This window comes from Microlunatus sagamiharensis (assembly GCF_900105785.1).
GTDB lineage: Bacteria > Actinomycetota > Actinomycetes > Propionibacteriales > Propionibacteriaceae > Microlunatus > Microlunatus sagamiharensis.
Window position 1 is genome coordinate 878686 of the sequence record NZ_LT629799.1, and the last position, 16212, is coordinate 894897.

The window sequence follows — 16212 nt, forward strand, 5'->3', positions numbered from 1 at the left end:
TGCTGCGCGGGTGGTGTCCGACGTGGTCACGCGGTCCTCCTGGTGTCGACGAGTCCGGTCAGCGAGGCCCGCTGCCGCCACAGCAGCGCGAGGGCGCCGATCGTGGCGACGCCTCCGCAGGCGAGGCAGGCGACGAGGGGGCTGGAGATCGCCGCCGAGAGGGCGGAGGTGGCGACCAGCAGCAGGAGCGCGACGGCGCCCGGCAGGGCCACGGGCAGGACGACGTCGCCGAGGGTGAGCCCGTGGCGTCGCAGCAGCCCGACGTAGATCGGCAGGACGACGGCCATGACCGCGAGCTGGGCTCCGGCGACGCCGCGCAGACCCTCGTGGCTGCCGATCAGCAGCGCCGGCACGAGCACGGCGAGCCAGACGGCCTGCACGACGAGCAGAGAGCGGGAGCGGCCGTTGATCACCAGGTAGTCGTAGGCGAGCTCACCGAAGATCCGCGCCGCGGCGCCGAGGCCGAGGAGCTGCAGGGCGAGCGCGGCCGGCAGCCAGGCCGAGCCGTACACCAGGCGCACGAGCGGCTCGGCGGCGCCGGCGATCAGCGCGCAGACCGGGAGGCTCGCGGAGGCGAGCAGCGCGAGCAGGCGCCGGAACTCGGTGCGGGTCGCCGGGACGTCGCCGCGGAGCCGGGCGAAGACGGCCGGCCCGACGGTGCGGAGCGGGAGGGAGAAGATGAAGACCGGCCAGCTCGACAGGTTGAAGGCCAGCACGTAGAAGCCGAGCGTGGTCGCACCGAGCCTGCTCCCGGCCACCACCTGGTCGACGTAGCCCACCGCGAAGACGAGGATGCTCGTCCCCGCCAGCGGCAGCCCGAAGCCCAGGAGCCCGGGCAGGAGGTCGCGCCGCAGCCCGAGACGGAAGCCCTCGGGGCACAGACGCGCGAACCCCGCCGCGGTGGCTGCCGCGCCCACGACGCGGCCGACCGCGAGGCTCATGGCGCCGAGCCCGGCCAGCGCGAGACCGAGGGAGCAGGCGGCCCCGAGCCAGATGCCCAGCTGGTCGACGACGACGCGCTCACGCTGGCGGAACTCCCGCTGCATGAGGGCGGCCGGGGTGGCGACCAGGCCGCTGAGCAGCACAGACAGCGCCATCACCCGGACGACCGGCGTGGATCCCGGGGAGCCCATCACGGCGCAGAACCAGGGTGCGAGCAGCACCATGGCCCCCGTCATCAGGGCGCTCATCGCCAGGGACAGCGACGCGACCGTGGGTGCGATCCGGCCGGGCTCCTCGGACCAGCGGACGATCGCGAGGCTGACGCCGAGCTCGTTGAAGCTCAGGACCGCGGTGAGGGCGACCGTCGCCACCGCGAAGGTCCCGAACTCGGCGGGACCCAGCATCCGCGCCAGCGCGATCCCGACCGCCATCGTGCCGAGCTTTGACACGACCGTGTTGAGAAAGCTCCACCGCAGGGCACCCGTGGCCCGGGCGGTCAGCCCGCCGGGGGCCGGCGTCGTCGTCGTCACCGCGCCGGCGCAGAACGGACCGCCTCGCGCAGGGCGAGCACCACCCGGTCCTGCTGGTCGGTCGTCAGGTGCGGGTGCAGGGGGAGCGAGAGGATCTCGGCCGCCGCGCGCTCGGCGACCGGGAAGGCTCCGGCGCCGCGCCCGAGCCCGGCGTACGCCCTCGTCAGGTGGAGCGGCACCGGGTAGTGGATGCCGGCCCCGATGCCCGACTCGTTGAGCCGCCGCAGCACGAGGTCCCGGTCCTGCACGCGGACGACGTAGAGGTGCCAGACGTCGACGTTGCCCTCGGCCGACCGCGGCACGCGCACGCCGGGGACGTCGGCCAGCATCGACGTGTAGCGCGCGGCGGCCTCGCGGCGACGCTCGTTCCAGGCCGGCAGGCGGCGCAGCTTGGCGTTCAGGACGACGGCCTGCACGGTGTCCAGGCGGGAGTTCATGCCGATGACCTCGTGGTCGTACTTGCGCGCGGACCCGTGGTTGGCGATCAGGCGCACCCGGGCGGCGACGGCGGCGTCCTGCGTCGTGACCGCCCCGGCGTCGCCGGCGGCACCCAGGTTCTTCCCGGGGTAGAAGCTCGTCCCCGCCGCGGCGGCGAGGCTGCCGGCGGAACGCCCGAAGCGGGTCGCTCCCTGGGACTGGGCGGCGTCCTCGACGACGGGGATGTCACCGGCCACCGCGAGGACCCGCTCCACCGGGGCGACCTGGCCGAACAGGTGCACCGGCACGATCGCCTGCGTGCGCGAGGTGATCGCGGCCGGCACCAGGTCGGGGTCCATGAGCAGGTGCTCGGGGTCGACGTCGACGAGCACCGGCGTCGCCCCGATGCGGGAGATGGCCTCCGCCGTCGCGATGAACGTGTTGGCCGGGACGATCACCTCGCCGCCCGCGCGCACCCCGACACCGCGCAGCGCGAGCTCGACGGCGTCGGTGCCGTTGGCCACCCCGACGCAGTGCGCGACGTCGGTCGTGTCGGCGTAGGCCAGCTCGAACTCCCCGACGGGCTTGCCGCCGATGAAGGCGGTCGTCGCGAAGACGTCGGCCAGCCCGGCCATCACCTCCTCGTGGATCTCCTGCTGCTGCGCGGCGAGGTCGACCAGCGGTACGGCGGTGCTCACGAGGTGCTCCCGATCGAGGTGGTGGTGCGGACGGAGGAGGTGGTGCGCGGTCGGGCGGGCACGCCGACCCAGGTCTGGTCGTCGGGGAGGTCGGTCAGCAGGACCGCGCCCATGCCCAGCACGGCACCCGCGCCCACGGTGGAGTCCTCTCGGACGCTGCTGTTCATCCCCAGGTACGCGGCGCGCCCGACGTGGACGTGGCCGCCGAGGACGACCCCGGAGCAGAGCGTGGCGAAGTCGGCCACGGAGTCGTCGTGGGTGAGCACGACGCGAGGCATGACGACCACGTGCCGGCCGAGGCGCACGTCGGTGGTCAGGACGGCTCCGGCCAGGACGACGCTGCCGGACCCGACCCGGCAGGTCGCGGGCACCGACGCGAGCGGGTGCACGTAGGTCGCGTAGCGCTCGTCGGTGACCCCGAGCCCGGCAAGCCGGTCGACCACCGTGGCCCGTCCCGCCCCACGGCCGACGCACACGAGGAGCTGCGCGTCCGGATGCGCGGCGGCGTCCTCGAGCGTGCCGAGCACGGGGACGCCGCCGACGAGGGTGCCCTGCAGGTTCGGGGCGTCGTCCAGCACGCCGCGGACCTCGTGGCCGGCCGGGTCCTCGGCCAGCGCGGCGAGGACCTCGCGGGCCAGCCCGCTCGCAGCGACGAGGACCAGCGGGACGCTCATGCGGACCGACCGGCGTCGACGAGCACGTCGACCACCCGCCCCTGCTGCGTCTCGTCCATCTGGTGGAAGAGCGGCAGGATCAGCGTGGAGTCGGTGAGGTGCTCGGTGTTCGGCAGCGAGCCGGGTGCGGCGAGGTCGGCGTACGGCGGCTGGCGGTGGGTCGACATGATGCCGCGACGCGCGGAGACGTCCGCGTGCGCGAGCCGCTCGAGCAGGCCCTCGCGGTCGAGCGGGTAGTCCTCGCCGACCTCGACCCAGAAGGACTGGAAGTTGCTCTCGCCCCACGCCGGGTCGGCGACGGTACGCAGGCCGGGGACCTCGGCGAGGAACTTCGCGTACGTCGCCGCCAGCTCGCGGCGGCGGGCCACGACCTCGGGCAGCCGCCCGAGCTGCACGAGGCCGACGGCGGCCTGCAGGTCGGTCATGCGGAAGTTGAAGCCGACCTCGTCGTAGCTCTCCGGTGGCGCGAGGACGGAGGCGTGGCGGTCGACCGCGGAGACGCTCATCGCGTGCTCACGGAGCGTTCGGGCCCGGTCGGCCCAGTCTCCCCGCGAGGTCGTGATCATCCCGCCCTCACCGGTCGTGAGGATCTTGCGCGGATGGAAGGACCAGGCGGCGATCTCCGCACCGGCCCCTACGGGTCGGCCGCGGTAGGTCGAGCCGGCGCCGCACGCGGCGTCCTCGACGACCACGATCCCGCGCGGGTCGCAGACGGCGCGGATCGCGTCAAGGTCGACGGGGACACCGCCCTGGTCGACGACGACCACCGACCGGGTGCGAGCGGTGAGCGCGGCCTCGACCGTCTCGGCCGTCAGATTGCCGGTCGCGAGGTCGACGTCGGCGAAGACCGGGACCGCGCCGACGTAGCGCACGGCGTTGCTCGTGGCGATGAAGGAGAACGACGGCACGACGACCTCGTCGCCGGCGCCCACGCCGACCACGACCATCGCGAGGTGGAGCCCGGTCGTGCAGGACGAGACCGCGACGGCGTGCCCGGCCTGCACCGCCGTGGCGAACGCGCGCTCGAACTCGGCCACCCGCGGTCCCTGGGCGACCCAGCCCGACCGCAGGACCTCCGCGACCGCCTCGACCTCCTCCTCGCCGAGGTAGGGGAGCATCACGTTCACGCGGCTCATGCCATCGCCCCGGCCGGCTCGCCCGCGCGCTCGTCCTGGCCCGGGTCGAACCCGAGGGCCTTCTCGCTGCGCCACCAGTCGACGAGCCGGCGCAGGCCCTCGTCGAGCCCGATCTCGGCGGTGAAGCCGAGGTCGCGGGCGGCGGCCTCCGTGCTGGCGAGACGACGGGTCACCCCGTTCACGGGCCGGTCCGGGCCGTGCTCGACCCCGAGGTCGGAGCCCATCACCGCGAGCAGGCGCTCGGCCAGGCCGAGCAGCGAGGTCTCCTCGCCGCGGGCGACGTTGTAGACGCCCTCGACGACCGGGCTCGTGGCCGCCAGCAGGTTGGCGCGCGCGATGTCGGTGGTGAAGACGAAGTCCATCGTCTGGGCCCCGCTGCCGAAGATCAGCGGCGGCTGCCCGGCGGCGATGCGCTCCATCCACCGGATCAGCACCTCGGTGTAGAGGCCGTGGATGTCCATCCGCGGGCCGTACACGTTGAAGTAGCGCAGGGCGACGTGGTCGAGCCCGGACATCGCGCGGAAGCTGCGCAGCATGCCCTCGTTGAAGGTCTTCGCCGCGCCGTAGAACGTGTCGTTGTCGTACGGGTGCTGGTGCTCCGTGGTCGGGAACTCCTCGGCCAAGCCGTAGACCGACGCCGACGACGCCGCGACGAGCTTGCCGACCTGGTGCGCCGCGGCGGCCTCGATCACGTTGAAGGTCCCGTCGACGAGCACCTCCAGGGCGAGGCGGGGCTCCTCCGCGCACTGCGTGATGCGGATGGCCGCCTGGTGGAACACGACGTCGGCGCCCACGGTGAGGTCGTTGACCAGGTCGCGGTCGCGCAGGTCACCGACCACCAGGCGTACGCGCGGGTCCTCGAGCGGACCGCGCAGGTTGCCCCGGCGGCCGCGGACGAGGTTGTCGAGGATGCGGATCTCACCCGCACCCGCGTCGAGCAGCTGGTCGACGATGGTCGACCCGATGGTCCCGGCCCCGCCGGTGACGAGCGCCGTGGCCCCCCGCAGCTCGACGCCGCTCATCGGACGAGCTCCGGCTCGACCCCGGGCAGGCCGACGACGGGCACCGTGCCACCGCTGGCCAGGCTGGCGCTCGCGGCCTCGAGGACCGACAGCACCCGCAGGCCCGAGCGTCCGTCGGTCAGGGGCGCGCGGCCCGCCTCGATCGCGGCGGCGAACTCGGTCGCGACACCGGCGAGCGCCTCGGCCTCCTTGAGCGCCGGGACGACGACGTCGCCCATCCGGTAGGAGACGGTGACGGCCTCGCGCTGCACGGCGGCGTCGACCGCCTGCGTCCGCAGGTCGACGCCCCGGTCGTGGACCGATATGCGCTGGGCGGGGTTCATGTCGTCCCACACCAGGGTCCGGCGGCTGCCGCCGACGACCATCTGCCTGATCTTGGTGGGGGAGAGCCAGTTGACGTTGACGTGCGCGATCGCGCCGTTCGCGAGCGGCAGGTCGAGGTAGCCGACGCAGGCCTTGCCGGCGCCGAGCGGGTCGGCCCCGTGCGCGGTGACGTCGCTCGGCCGGAGCCCGCCGGGCAGGATGAAGTCGAGGATCGACAGGTCGTGCGGGGCGAGGTCCCAGAAGACGTCGACGTCGGGCTGGACGAGCCCGAGGTTGATGCGGGTCGAGTCGATGTAGAGCACGTCGCCCAGCTGGCCGGAGGCGATGGTGTCGCGGATGTACTGCACCGCCGGGGTGTAGCAGAAGGTGTGGTCGATCATCAGCACCTTGCCGGCCGCCTCGGCGGCGCTCACCATGACGGCCGCGGTCTCCGCGTTGTCGGCGAGCGGCTTCTCCACCAGGACGTGCTTGCCGGCCTCGAAGGCGGCCAGCGCGAGCGGCGCGTGCGTGCGCGCCGGGGTGGCGATGGCGACCGCGTCGACGTCGTCGCGGGCGAGCAGCCGTTCGACCGAGGTCTCGACCTCGACGGTGGACCGCGTGCCCACGACCTTGCGGGCGCGCTGCTCGTCCAGGTCGCACACGGCGACGAGGTCCCAGGCCGGGTTGGACCGGAAGTTGCGGACGAGGTTCGGACCCCAGTAACCAGCGCCGATGACGGCGATCGAGTACATCTCTCCCCCAAGAGGTGTCGGTGGTGCGGTGGACGCAGGTCGCGTCAGATCTGGACGAGGACGTCGACCCAGAAGTTGGTCGAGCTCGGGACGGTCGGTCGGACGTCGCCGGCGCTGCTGACGCCGCCGCTGACCGGCACGGTGAGCGGGCCGGACGTGTACGAGCCCACGTACGCGAAGGTGGTCGTCGACCACCGGCCGACGGGTGCGTAGGTCGACGCCGTGTAGGTCGTGCCGGCGCTGACCGCGACCGGCGTGGCGAAGGTGGCGGTGCGCCACCCCGTGGCGGTCTGGGTCGTGGTCGCGGTGCCCATCAGGGTGCCGTCCGGCGCCCAGAGCTTGACCGTCCGCGCGGTGTTGGTCGAGGCGGCGTAGTAGCGGACCGCGGTCACCTTGCCGGCGCGCGAGGAGCTGAAGCGCACGCCCACCGTCGTCGGCGTCGTGGACGTCGAGGTCGCCGACGGCGTGCGCGCCGTCGTGTACAGGCTGAAGGTCTGCGAGGCCGTCGTGAACGACCACGACGCGGGCGACGTCATCGGGACCCCGCCCGAGCTCGTGGCGCTGACCGTCACCGTGTACGTCGTCGAGCTCGTGAGGTCGGCGCTCGGGTCGAAGGTCAGCGTGCGGGTGGTCGCGCTGTAGGTCCCCGAACCCGCGACGGTGGACCCGTTCGGAGCCTTCACCGTGATGCTCAGGCCGGTGGTCGTGACCGCTCGGGCGAAGGTCGCCGTGACGTTCGTGCCGAGCCCGACGTTGGTCGCCCCTGCCGCTGGTGCCCTGGACGAGAGGGTCGGCGGATCGGTGTCGGCGATCGTGAACGACCAGGTCCGAGGGCTGGTCATCGCCAGGCCGGACGTGTTGCTGGCGGTGACCGCGGCGGTGTAAGTACCGGCGCTGGCCAGGGCCGCACCCGGGGCGAACGTCACCGTGCGCGTGGCCGGGTCGTAGGCCGTGGTGCCGGTGACGGCGACGCCCCCGCTGGTCCGGAGGGTGAGCTGGACGCTCGCCGGGTCCACGTCCCTCGCGAAGGTGGCGGTGACCTTCGTGCCGGCGGCGAGGTTGGTCGCGCCGGAGCCCGGCGTGGTCGACGTCACCGCGGGCGCGACGGTGTCGGCCGTGGTGAAGGTCCACGACGTCGGAGCCGCCATGGCGACGCCCGAGGTGTTCACCGCCGTGACCGACGCCGTGTGACCGGTGGACCCGGCCATGGGCGACGAGGGCGTGAAGGTGACCGTCCTCGAGGCTGCGTCGTAGGTGGTGGCGCCGCCGACCGAGGCCGAGGTGCTGGTGTTCTTCACGGTCAGCACCACGCTGGCCGGGTCGACGGCCCGGGCGAAGCTGGCCGTCACCTTGCTCGTCGCCGTCACGCCCACGGCGCCCGGCGAGGGGCTCGTGGTCGACACCGTCGGGGGCTGGGTGTCCGCCGTGGTGAACCCCCAGGTCCTGGGAGCGGCCATGCTGATGCCCGACGTGTTCCGCGCCGACACCGAGACCGTGTAAGCCGTGCTGTCGGCCAGGCCCGAGGTGGGGGTGAACGTCGCGGTGCGCATGGTCGCGTCGTAGGTCGTGGAGCCTGCGGCGACCGCGGAGGTGTCGGACCGCGCGACGGTGAAGAGCACCGAGGCGGGGTCCACGGGCGAGGCGAAGGTCGCCGTCACCGTGCTCGCCGTCGGCACGCCGGAGGCGCCGTCGGCCGGGCTGATGGTCGTCACGCTGGGCGGCTGGGTGTCCGCGGTCGTGAAGCTCCACGCCCTGGGTGCGGACATCGCGACCCCGGACGCGCTGGCCGCCGAGACCGTCGCGGTGTAGGTCGTCGCTCCCGAGAGCGGGGCCGCCAGCGTGAAGGTGGCCGTCCTGCTGGTCGCGTCGTAGCCGAGCTGGCCGCCGACCAGGCCGCCGCTCGCGTCGCGCAGGTCCAGCTGCAGCGATGCGGGGTCGATGGCGCGGCTGAAGGTCGCGGTCACGCTCGTGCCGAGCGGGACGCCGGTGGCGGCGCTCGCCGGGGTCGTCGAGGCGACCTGCAGAGGGGTGTCGTCGTTGGTGTCGAAGACGACGTCGACGTAGTAGTTCGAGCTCGCGTACGAGTGGTCGGGGAAGCCGTCGCCGTAGACGTAGACGCTGCCGGGGTCGACGCTGGCCAGCGGGGTGTTCACCACGGGGTTGGCGAAGTAGTTCAGGTCTGCGGCGTAGTGCCCCTTCGGGGCGTAGTAGGCGGCGACGTAGGTCGTGCCGGCGACCACGGGCACGTTGGCGCTGAAGTCGGCGGTCTGCCAGCCGGTGCCGGAGTCGTCGAACGTGAGGCTCGCGAGCTTCTGGCCGGACGCGGAGTAGAGCGTCCCCGTGTGGGTGCCGGTGTTGTTCGCGTCGCGCCAGTAGCGCAGGCCCTTGACGAAACCGGTGGTCGTCGGCGTGAACCTGAGCCCGAGCGTCACCGCGTCGCTGTCGCCGCCGTCGGACTGGACCGGCTGCGTGGTGGTCTCCATCAGGGAGCACGGGCAGGCGGCGGCGCCGGACGTCGTGAAGCTCACGCTGACCGACCCCGACATCTTGGGGCCGCCGGTGCTGACCGCGTCGCTCACGGTCATCGTGTACCTGGTCCCGGGCGCCAGGTCGGTCGCCGGCACGAACGTCGCCGTCGTGCCCTGGGACTCGGTGCCCGTCATCCCCTCGACGGCGGCGCCGTCGGAGGCGCGGACCACGCTGATCCGTGCCGAGCCCGGCTGCACCGCGGTGTTGAACCTCACCTGCAGGTGGTCGTTCACGGGCACCGACCGGGCGCCGTCACCGGGCGAGGTGGACGAGACCGTCGGCCTCGTGCCCGCGCTCGGCACGAAGACGGGGTCCACGAAGTAGTTCGCGTCGGAGGTGTTGCCGGGCGCGTCGCCCGGTGAGTAGGTGTAGCGACCGGCGCCGGCCGGCGTCGACAGCGGTCCCTTCACGACCGGGTTGCTCAGCCCGCCGGAGGTGTAGCCGTACCGACCCGTCGACGACGTGTAGCTGACGACGTAGGTCGTGTCCTTCGTGACCTGCTGCGGGGAGGCGAAGCTCGCCTCCTGCCAGCCGGACGTCGACTCGGTGGTGGTGACCGCCTGGGCCACCTTGGTCGAGCCGGACCACAGGTTGACCGTGTGCGGGGCGGTCTCCTCGGGCCGCTTCCAGAACCGGACGCCCGTGACCTGACCGCTCTGGGCCGGCTTGAACGCGACCCCCAGCTTCACGCCCCCGGAGTCGTCGGCCGGGCCGGCGCTCGGCTGGTCGGAGTCGTCGAACAAGGTGCAGGGGCAGTCGTTCGGCGTCGCGTCCGGGTCGACGGTCGTGAAGCTCCACTGCACCGGGGCGGCGAGCGTCGCCGCGTTGACCGTCGCGGTGTAGACCGTGCTGCTCGCGAGGCCCTGTGCCGGGTTGAAGGTCGCCGTCCGGCTCGCGGCGTTCCACGTCGTCGTGCCGGTGATGACGTTCTGCGCGGCGTCGACGACCTGGAAGGAGATGCTCGCGGGGTCGACGACCTTCGAGAAGGTCGCGGTGGCCACGGCGGTCGTCGCCACCGAGCTCGACCCGGACCTCGGGCTGGTCGCGGTCACGGTGGCCGGGATCGTGTCGTCGGGGGAGAACACCGCGTCGACGTAGTAGTTCGACTGCTGGTAGCTGTTCGTCGGGAAGGTCGACCCCTGGGCGAAGACGCCGTTCGTCACCCCGGCCCCGCCCGACGCGACGAGCACGCCTGCGTCGTAGGGCCTGCCGAAGAAGTAGGAGTCGGCGGAGTAGTGCCCCTTCGGCGCGTAGTAGGCCGCCACGTACGTGGTGCCGGCCTCGATCGGCACGGCGGTGCTGAACTGCAGGGTCTGCCAGCCCGTCGCGCTCTCGTTGGTGAACGTCCCGCTGGCGAGCTGGGTGCCGGAGGCGGAGTACAGGGTCCCGGTGTGCGTGCCGGTGTTCGCGGTGGCCTTGTAGAACCGGATGCCGCTGACGTAGCCGTCGCGCGTCGAGGTGAACTTGGTGCCCACGGTCACGGGGATGGCGTCACCCGGGTCGGCGACCCTCGGGGTCGCGACGCCGAAGATCGAGCACGGGCAGCCGGAGCTGACCGCGACGTTCACCGGGACCGAGGTGCGGGCCGAGTCGTCGGTGGCACGCACCTGGACGGCCGAGGCGCCGTTACCGGTCAGGATGCCCGAGTAGGTCCAGCTCGTCGTCCCCGTCGCCGGGTGGAAGCTGGCGCCGCCGTCGACCGACACCTCGACGCCGGCGACCCGACCGCCCTGGTCGGTCGCCGTGCCGGTGACGGTCAGGAGCGACCCCTGGGTCAGGGACTGACCGGCAGCCGGAGTGGTCACGGTCACGGACGGCGCCACGGTGTCGGTCGAGGCCGTCACCGCGGTCAGGCCCGGGGCGAGCGTCGTGGCCGGCGCACCCATGTCGGTCAGCAGGTTGAGCGTCGCCTGCCGCACCCGTGGGTCGGCTGCGGGGCGGTCCGAGCCGTCACCCGACGAGTCCAGCCCCCACGACCACTGGATCGTGCCGGCGGAGAAGACCAGGGCGCCGCTCGCCGCACGGTAGAGCGTGATGTGGTGGGTCGTCGAGCCCGGGCTCACCGTCGTGCCGAAGTCGCGCAGGTACTCGGGGGTGTCACCCACCGCCGTCGACATGTCGATGAGGCCGGCAGGCCGGTACCCGTTGTCCAGGTCCTCGTTCGACTCGTAGCCGACCGTGTGGTCGGCGAGCGTGGCCTTCGTGCCGGCGGCCATCGACGCGAGCGACGTCCCCCGCCAGACGCGGAGCTTGCCCTCCTCCGCGCTCACCTGCATGGGGAAGTCGTCGGAGTTCGCCTGGTAGAGGGTGCCGATGAGCGCGTTCTCCGGGCCGAACCCGTAGCCCAGGTCGCCGAACCGCGGGTCACGCCAGGTCGCCGTCGGCTCGACGGGGTCGATCGGCGCGTTCGCCCAGGTGTCCTTGTAGTCGACGATGGTGCGGTTCGGGGTGTTCGAGCCGTCCTGCGAGGGCTCGAGACGGGTCTTCCAGTACACGTCGTTGCCGCCGAAGAACGCGAGGTTGACACCCTGGTCACGGGCGTCGGTGACGTTCTTGCGCTGCTCCTTCGTCCAGTACTCGTCGTGCCCGACCGAGAGGAAGACCTTGTGCTTGGGCAGCAGCGCCGGGTCGGCCGCCACGTCGAGGCCGGAGACGTACGAGACGTCGATCCCGTTCTGCTCGAGGAAGCGGATCATCGGGTACTCGTTCGAGAACAGGAAGTCCCGCCCGTACGCGGCTCCGCGGGTCGAGTAGGGCCGGTTGTAGCTGATCTTGTAGGCCCGGCCGTTGGCCTTGCCCTCGTAGAAGTCGGAGCCGCCGTACTTGTTGTAGGCCTGCCAGGTGGAGTCGGAGGTCTGGAACAGCGCCTTGGAGGTGTTCCCGTCGTTGCGGACGACGAAGGGGATGTGCGAGTCGCCACCGTCGCTGCGGATCAGCCGGGCGATGTAGACGCCGGAGACCGAGGTGGACGGGACGTTCCAGGACGCGGAGACGCCCCACGTCCCGCAGTCGTACAGCTCGGTGCTGGCGTCGCTCGCGCACGGGGGCTGGACCTGGGGGAGCGGGACGGACGGGGCGATCGTCGTGATGTCCCGGGCGCCGGCGCCCTGGTACCAGCCGAGGCGGTAGATCTTGATCGAGTACGCGCGGGCGTCGGTGTTGATCTTGAAGTCGATCCTGGACCCGGCGTTCACGCTGGTCGCCGTGGCGAACCCCTGGATGCTGTCGTCGCCGGCGCCGAAGATGTCCCAGTCGTCGGTGCTCCCGGGCAGCTGGTTCTCGCAGGCGACCGCGTTGCCGGTGCACGCGGCCAGCGCGCGGTCGGCCGGCAGCACCAGCGTGAGCGCGACGGTGGACAGGGCCACCAGGACGGCGAGGGCGGCTGTCCTGGGCGACCTGCGCGTGCCGCCCGAGGCGGCTCCATGGTGCGTGCGCGTCACGTCGTCCCCCCGGACCGTGCGGCCGCTCGCGCGGCTCGTCCCGCCACCCCCCGCGGCGGGACCCGCTCACGGATGCCGACGGCGTCCGACGAGGCACGCCCTGGTCCAGCACCCGACTCGCAGGTGGTTGGACACTAGGTCGGTCGCGCTGCCGCGAACGAGAAAAGCAAGAATCTCCTGAGAGACTCCTGCACGTGTGGGTCTTTGACACCGCTCGTCCGGTCGAGGGGCAGCGCCGGTAACGCTGAACGTGCCGTGGACGATGACCACGAGGAGGCACGCGGGGACCTCGTCGGCACGCACCACGAGCCGGGCACGGCTCGCCCACAGCCAGGAGCGCCCCATGCGTCGACCACTGACCGCGCTCGTGTTCCTCGTCCTCGCGGCTCTGCTCGGCGGCAGCATCGCGGCCGGCGCGGCGACGCCGAACGACACCTCCTGCCGCAAGGCCACCGTCTCCGGCTCGCCGAGCACCAAGGAGCTGCTGGCCTACGACGCGTGCCGGTTCGACAAGCTCGACGCCGCCGTCGCGGCGCTGAAGCCCACCCCGGCGCCGGGGTCGACCCCCGCTGCGTCGAGCACGCCGAGGCCTTCTGGCGGACCCACGTCGACCGTCCCCAGCCCGACGCCCAGCCCGACCCCCAGCCCGACGCAGCCGGACGTGCGCCCCGCTGCGTGCGTCGGTGCGGCGAACACGCCGGGAGGTGCGGACCCGTGGGGAGGTTGCTGGCCCGGCCCGCAGAACACGGGCTACCCGCGGGGCGTCGCCGGTGACACCCGCAAGGCCGTCACGCTCACCGACTACACGGGCCCGACCACGATCCGCACCTGCGGCGTCGTGATCGACTCGAAGACGATCAAGCAGGACCTGCTGGTCGAGGCCGGGAACGGCACCGACCTCACGAAGCCGTGCGTCACCATCACCAACAGCCTCGTCCAGGGTGTGATCTTCTCGGAGCGGACGACGTGGGGGCCGGTCGTCGTCCGTGACAGCACGGTGAGGCCGAACGGCCTCTCCTGGTGGGAGAACGTCGGACGTTCCAACACCCTCGTCGAGCGTGTCGACTCCACCGGCTCGCAGGGGGTGGTGAAGTGCGACATGAACTGCGTCGTCCGTGACTCCTGGGTCCACGGGATGCGGCTGGGTGGTGCGTACCACTACAACGCGGCCGGCGGGAACGGGACCGACCGCTTCACCGTCGAGCACAACTGGTTGACCTGCGGGGACTGGTCGTCGAAGGAGGACGACGTCGTCAGCGGGAGCAACGGCGACGCCGGGTGCTCGGCCGTCATCGGCTTCTACGGCGACTACGCCCCCTTCACCAACAGCACGATCCGCCGCAACCACCTGCTGTCGACGTTCGACATGAGCACCTCCGGCAAGAACCAGCAGTCGGCCTACTGCCTCAACCCCGGCTACTACCCGGGCAAGCCGTACGGCACGGTGTCGAAGGTGGCGATCACCGACAACGTCTTCGGGCGCGGCGGGTCCGGGCGGTGCGGGGTCTTCGGGCCGGTCAACAGCATCGGGAAGGACCTCGGCGACAACACCTGGTCTGGCAACCGCTACGACGACGGGACGGCGATCCCGGTCGAGCTCGGCTGAGCCAGGGTCCCACCTGACACACTGAGGCGGTGCGGAGCGTCGTTGTCCTGGGCAGCACCGGTTCGATCGGCAAGCAGGCCTTGGAGGTCGTGGGACGGCGTCCGGAGGAGTTCCGCGTGGTCGGCCTGGCGGCCGGGGGAGCGTCGGTCGAGCTGCTGGCGCGCCAGGCGCTGGAGACCGGGGCCCGGGTCGTCGCCGTCGCCCGGGCGAGCGCCGTGCAGGACCTCCAGCTCGCCTTCTACGCCGAGGCGAGCCGGCGTGGATGGTCGAGCGGCGAGGCGACGCTGCCTAGGATCCTCGGCGGTCCCGACGCCGCGACCGAGCTCGCCGGGATGGACTGCGACGTGGTCCTCAACGGCATCACCGGCTCCACCGCGCTGCGACCCACGCTGGCCGCGCTCGCGGCCGGGACGACGCTGGCGCTGGCCAACAAGGAGTCGCTGGTCGTCGGCGGGCCGATCGTGCTGGCCGCGGCCGCGCCCGGGCAGATCGTTGCCGTCGACTCGGAGCACTCGGCGATCGCCCAGTGCCTGCGGGGCGGGCGCGCCGAGGAGGTCGACCGGCTCGTCCTGACGGCGAGCGGGGGACCGTTCCGTGGACGTACGCGGGCGGAGATGGCCGACGTGACCCCGGCCGAGGCGCTGGCGCACCCGACCTGGGACATGGGCCGTGTGATCACCACGAACTCGGCCACCCTGATCAACAAGGGCCTCGAGCTGCTCGAGGCCCACCTCCTCTACGGTGTCGACCTCGACCGCATCGACGTCGTCGTGCACCCGCAGTCGCAGGTGCACTCGATGGTGCAGTTCGTCGACGGCTCGACGCTGGCGCAGTGCTCGCCGCCGGACATGCGGCTGCCGATCGCCCTCGCGCTGGGCTGGCCCGACCGGGTGCCCGGGGCGGCCGCGCCCAACGACTGGTCCCGCGCGCAGACGTGGACCTTCGAGCCGCTCGACGACGAGGCATTCCCTGCGGTCGAGCTGGCCAGGACCGCCGGGCGCCACGGGGGCAGCGCGCCTGCGGTCTACAACGCCGCGAACGAGGTCTGCGTGGACGCCTTCCACGAGTGTCGCCTGCCGTTCCTCGGCATCGTCGACGTGGTCTCCCGGGTCCTCCGGGAGCACGTGGCGGCGCCTCCGGAGGGCCCTGCCGCGCAGCCCGGGGCCTCGTTGGTCGGCAGCGCCGACCTGACCCTGGAGTCGGTGCTCGCCGCCGACGCCTGGGCCCGCGCGAGGGCAGCCGCGCGGGTGGAGCAGGTGGGCGGCCGCCCAGCAACGGCGCGGGACTAGGCCGGCAGGCAGGCCAGCTGCTCCGGGGTCAGCCCGGCGCGGATCCGGGCGTCCTCGTCGGCCGTGAAGGGCTCGGCCGCCGGCATGGTCTTGATCGGGTTGCGTGACGTCCAGGTGAAGGTGACGGAGTACCGGTCCTTGTCCTCCGCCGGGCTCGCCCGGTGAAGGATCCTCGCCGGGTCGGCGAGCACCGCCGTCCACCGGGGCCCGACCGCCTTCACCCACTCCGCGGGCGGCACGACCTTCTCCATCTCGACGTCCGGCACGAAACCGGCCACGTACCTGAGCTCCTTGACGGCGGGGTCGGACACGGGACGCGGCACGTACTGCAGCGCTCCGCCCTGCGGTGTCACGTCGTCGATCCAGACCAGGATCTTGAAGACCTTGTGGTCCTCGATGTCGCGGTGCCACTGACGCGTGCCCTCGACCCGGCCGTCCGCCACTTCGCGGTAGACCGCGGCGCCGTAGTAGGTGACCGGCAGCCCGACGTAGTTCTCCACGAGGTCGAGCAGCTCCTGCTGCAGGCCCCAGCGCCACAGCGCGGCGTCGGCCATCAGCTCGTCGTGCGCCGGCTTCAGCGCGCTGGCTCCCTCGGGGTCGCGGCCGGCGAGGGAGGCCTTCAGGTCGTCGAGGATGACCTTCAGCCGCTCGGTGCCCGGGATGCCGAGCGCGTCGAGCGACGTGACGGCGACGCCGGTGGTCTCGACCTCCTCGATCAGCGCCGCGGTGGACGGGCTGATCGTCGGCAGGTGGGGGCGGTGCTCCCGCACCCGGGCCTCGTACGCGTTCTGCACCAGCCGGTTGACCGGCGCGAACCGCGCGATCACCTGACGCTTGGCACGGTTGGTCACCCGGTTGAGCGTGCTCGTCATCG

General features: G+C 72.5%; 10 protein-coding genes. 2 read left to right on the forward strand and 8 right to left on the reverse strand.

Annotation, left to right across the window (positions count from 1 at the left end):
* Positions 1-26: 26 nt before the first annotated feature.
* From BLU42_RS04035 to BLU42_RS04065, 7 genes are read right to left on the reverse strand one after another with little or no spacing between them, the layout of a single operon-like run.
* Positions 27-1472: an oligosaccharide flippase family protein gene (locus BLU42_RS04035; RefSeq protein ID WP_091073362.1), complete on the reverse strand. Its 1446-nt coding sequence runs from the start codon at positions 1470-1472 to the stop codon at positions 27-29.
* Positions 1469-2587 carry a DegT/DnrJ/EryC1/StrS family aminotransferase gene (locus BLU42_RS04040; protein ID WP_231918430.1) on the reverse strand — a complete coding sequence of 373 codons (1119 nt, stop codon included), beginning with the start codon at positions 2585-2587 and terminating at the stop codon, positions 1469-1471. Before BLU42_RS04040 ends, BLU42_RS04035 begins: the two co-directional genes overlap by 4 nt.
* Complete coding sequence (locus tag BLU42_RS04045) at positions 2584-3261, reverse strand: NeuD/PglB/VioB family sugar acetyltransferase (RefSeq protein WP_091073363.1); 678 nt, start codon at positions 3259-3261, stop codon at positions 2584-2586. Before BLU42_RS04045 ends, BLU42_RS04040 begins: the two co-directional genes overlap by 4 nt.
* Positions 3258-4397, reverse strand: coding sequence for a DegT/DnrJ/EryC1/StrS family aminotransferase (locus BLU42_RS04050; protein ID WP_091073364.1), 1140 nt, complete (start codon positions 4395-4397; stop codon positions 3258-3260). The genes BLU42_RS04045 and BLU42_RS04050 overlap by 4 nt, the downstream gene beginning before the upstream one ends.
* Positions 4394-5419 carry an NAD-dependent epimerase/dehydratase family protein gene (locus BLU42_RS04055; protein ID WP_091073365.1) on the reverse strand — a complete coding sequence of 342 codons (1026 nt, stop codon included), beginning with the start codon at positions 5417-5419 and terminating at the stop codon, positions 4394-4396. Before BLU42_RS04055 ends, BLU42_RS04050 begins: the two co-directional genes overlap by 4 nt.
* The gene (locus BLU42_RS04060; protein WP_091073366.1) at positions 5416-6474 is read right to left on the reverse strand and encodes a Gfo/Idh/MocA family protein; all 1059 of its coding nucleotides are present in this window, start codon (positions 6472-6474) and stop codon (positions 5416-5418) included. Before BLU42_RS04060 ends, BLU42_RS04055 begins: the two co-directional genes overlap by 4 nt.
* 44 nt (positions 6475-6518) lie before the next feature.
* Positions 6519-12368, reverse strand: coding sequence for a DUF4082 domain-containing protein (locus tag BLU42_RS04065; protein WP_091073367.1), 5850 nt, complete (start codon positions 12366-12368; stop codon positions 6519-6521).
* A 418-nt stretch (positions 12369-12786) separates the two neighbouring features.
* On the opposite strand from BLU42_RS04065, the gene BLU42_RS04070 reads away from it, so the two are divergent.
* Both BLU42_RS04070 and dxr read left to right on the forward strand, forming a co-directional pair.
* Complete coding sequence (locus BLU42_RS04070) at positions 12787-14049, forward strand: hypothetical protein (RefSeq protein WP_091073368.1); 1263 nt, start codon at positions 12787-12789, stop codon at positions 14047-14049.
* Positions 14050-14078: 29 nt separating this feature from the next.
* Positions 14079-15338, forward strand: a complete 1260-nt coding sequence (gene dxr, locus BLU42_RS04075) for a 1-deoxy-D-xylulose-5-phosphate reductoisomerase (RefSeq protein ID WP_091073369.1) — start codon at positions 14079-14081, stop codon at positions 15336-15338.
* Here dxr and BLU42_RS04080 read toward each other — a convergent pair.
* Positions 15335-16210 (reverse strand): phytanoyl-CoA dioxygenase family protein, encoded by an 876-nt coding sequence (locus BLU42_RS04080; protein WP_091073370.1) that lies wholly within the window; start codon positions 16208-16210, stop codon positions 15335-15337. The genes dxr and BLU42_RS04080 overlap by 4 nt on opposite strands.
* Between the last annotated feature and the right edge of the window lie 2 nt (positions 16211-16212).

Coding starts and splice junctions, on each gene's coding strand:
- BLU42_RS04055 (WP_091073365.1), bottom strand. CDS start 5,419: ATGAGCGGCGTCGAGCTGCGGGGGGCCACGGCGCTCGTCACCGGCGGG.
- BLU42_RS04070 (WP_091073368.1), top strand. CDS start 12,787: ATGCGTCGACCACTGACCGCGCTCGTGTTCCTCGTCCTCGCGGCTCTG.
- BLU42_RS04060 (WP_091073366.1), bottom strand. CDS start 6,474: ATGTACTCGATCGCCGTCATCGGCGCTGGTTACTGGGGTCCGAACCTC.
- BLU42_RS04050 (WP_091073364.1), bottom strand. CDS start 4,397: ATGAGCCGCGTGAACGTGATGCTCCCCTACCTCGGCGAGGAGGAGGTC.
- BLU42_RS04080 (WP_091073370.1), bottom strand. CDS start 16,210: ATGACGAGCACGCTCAACCGGGTGACCAACCGTGCCAAGCGTCAGGTG.
- BLU42_RS04045 (WP_091073363.1), bottom strand. CDS start 3,261: ATGAGCGTCCCGCTGGTCCTCGTCGCTGCGAGCGGGCTGGCCCGCGAG.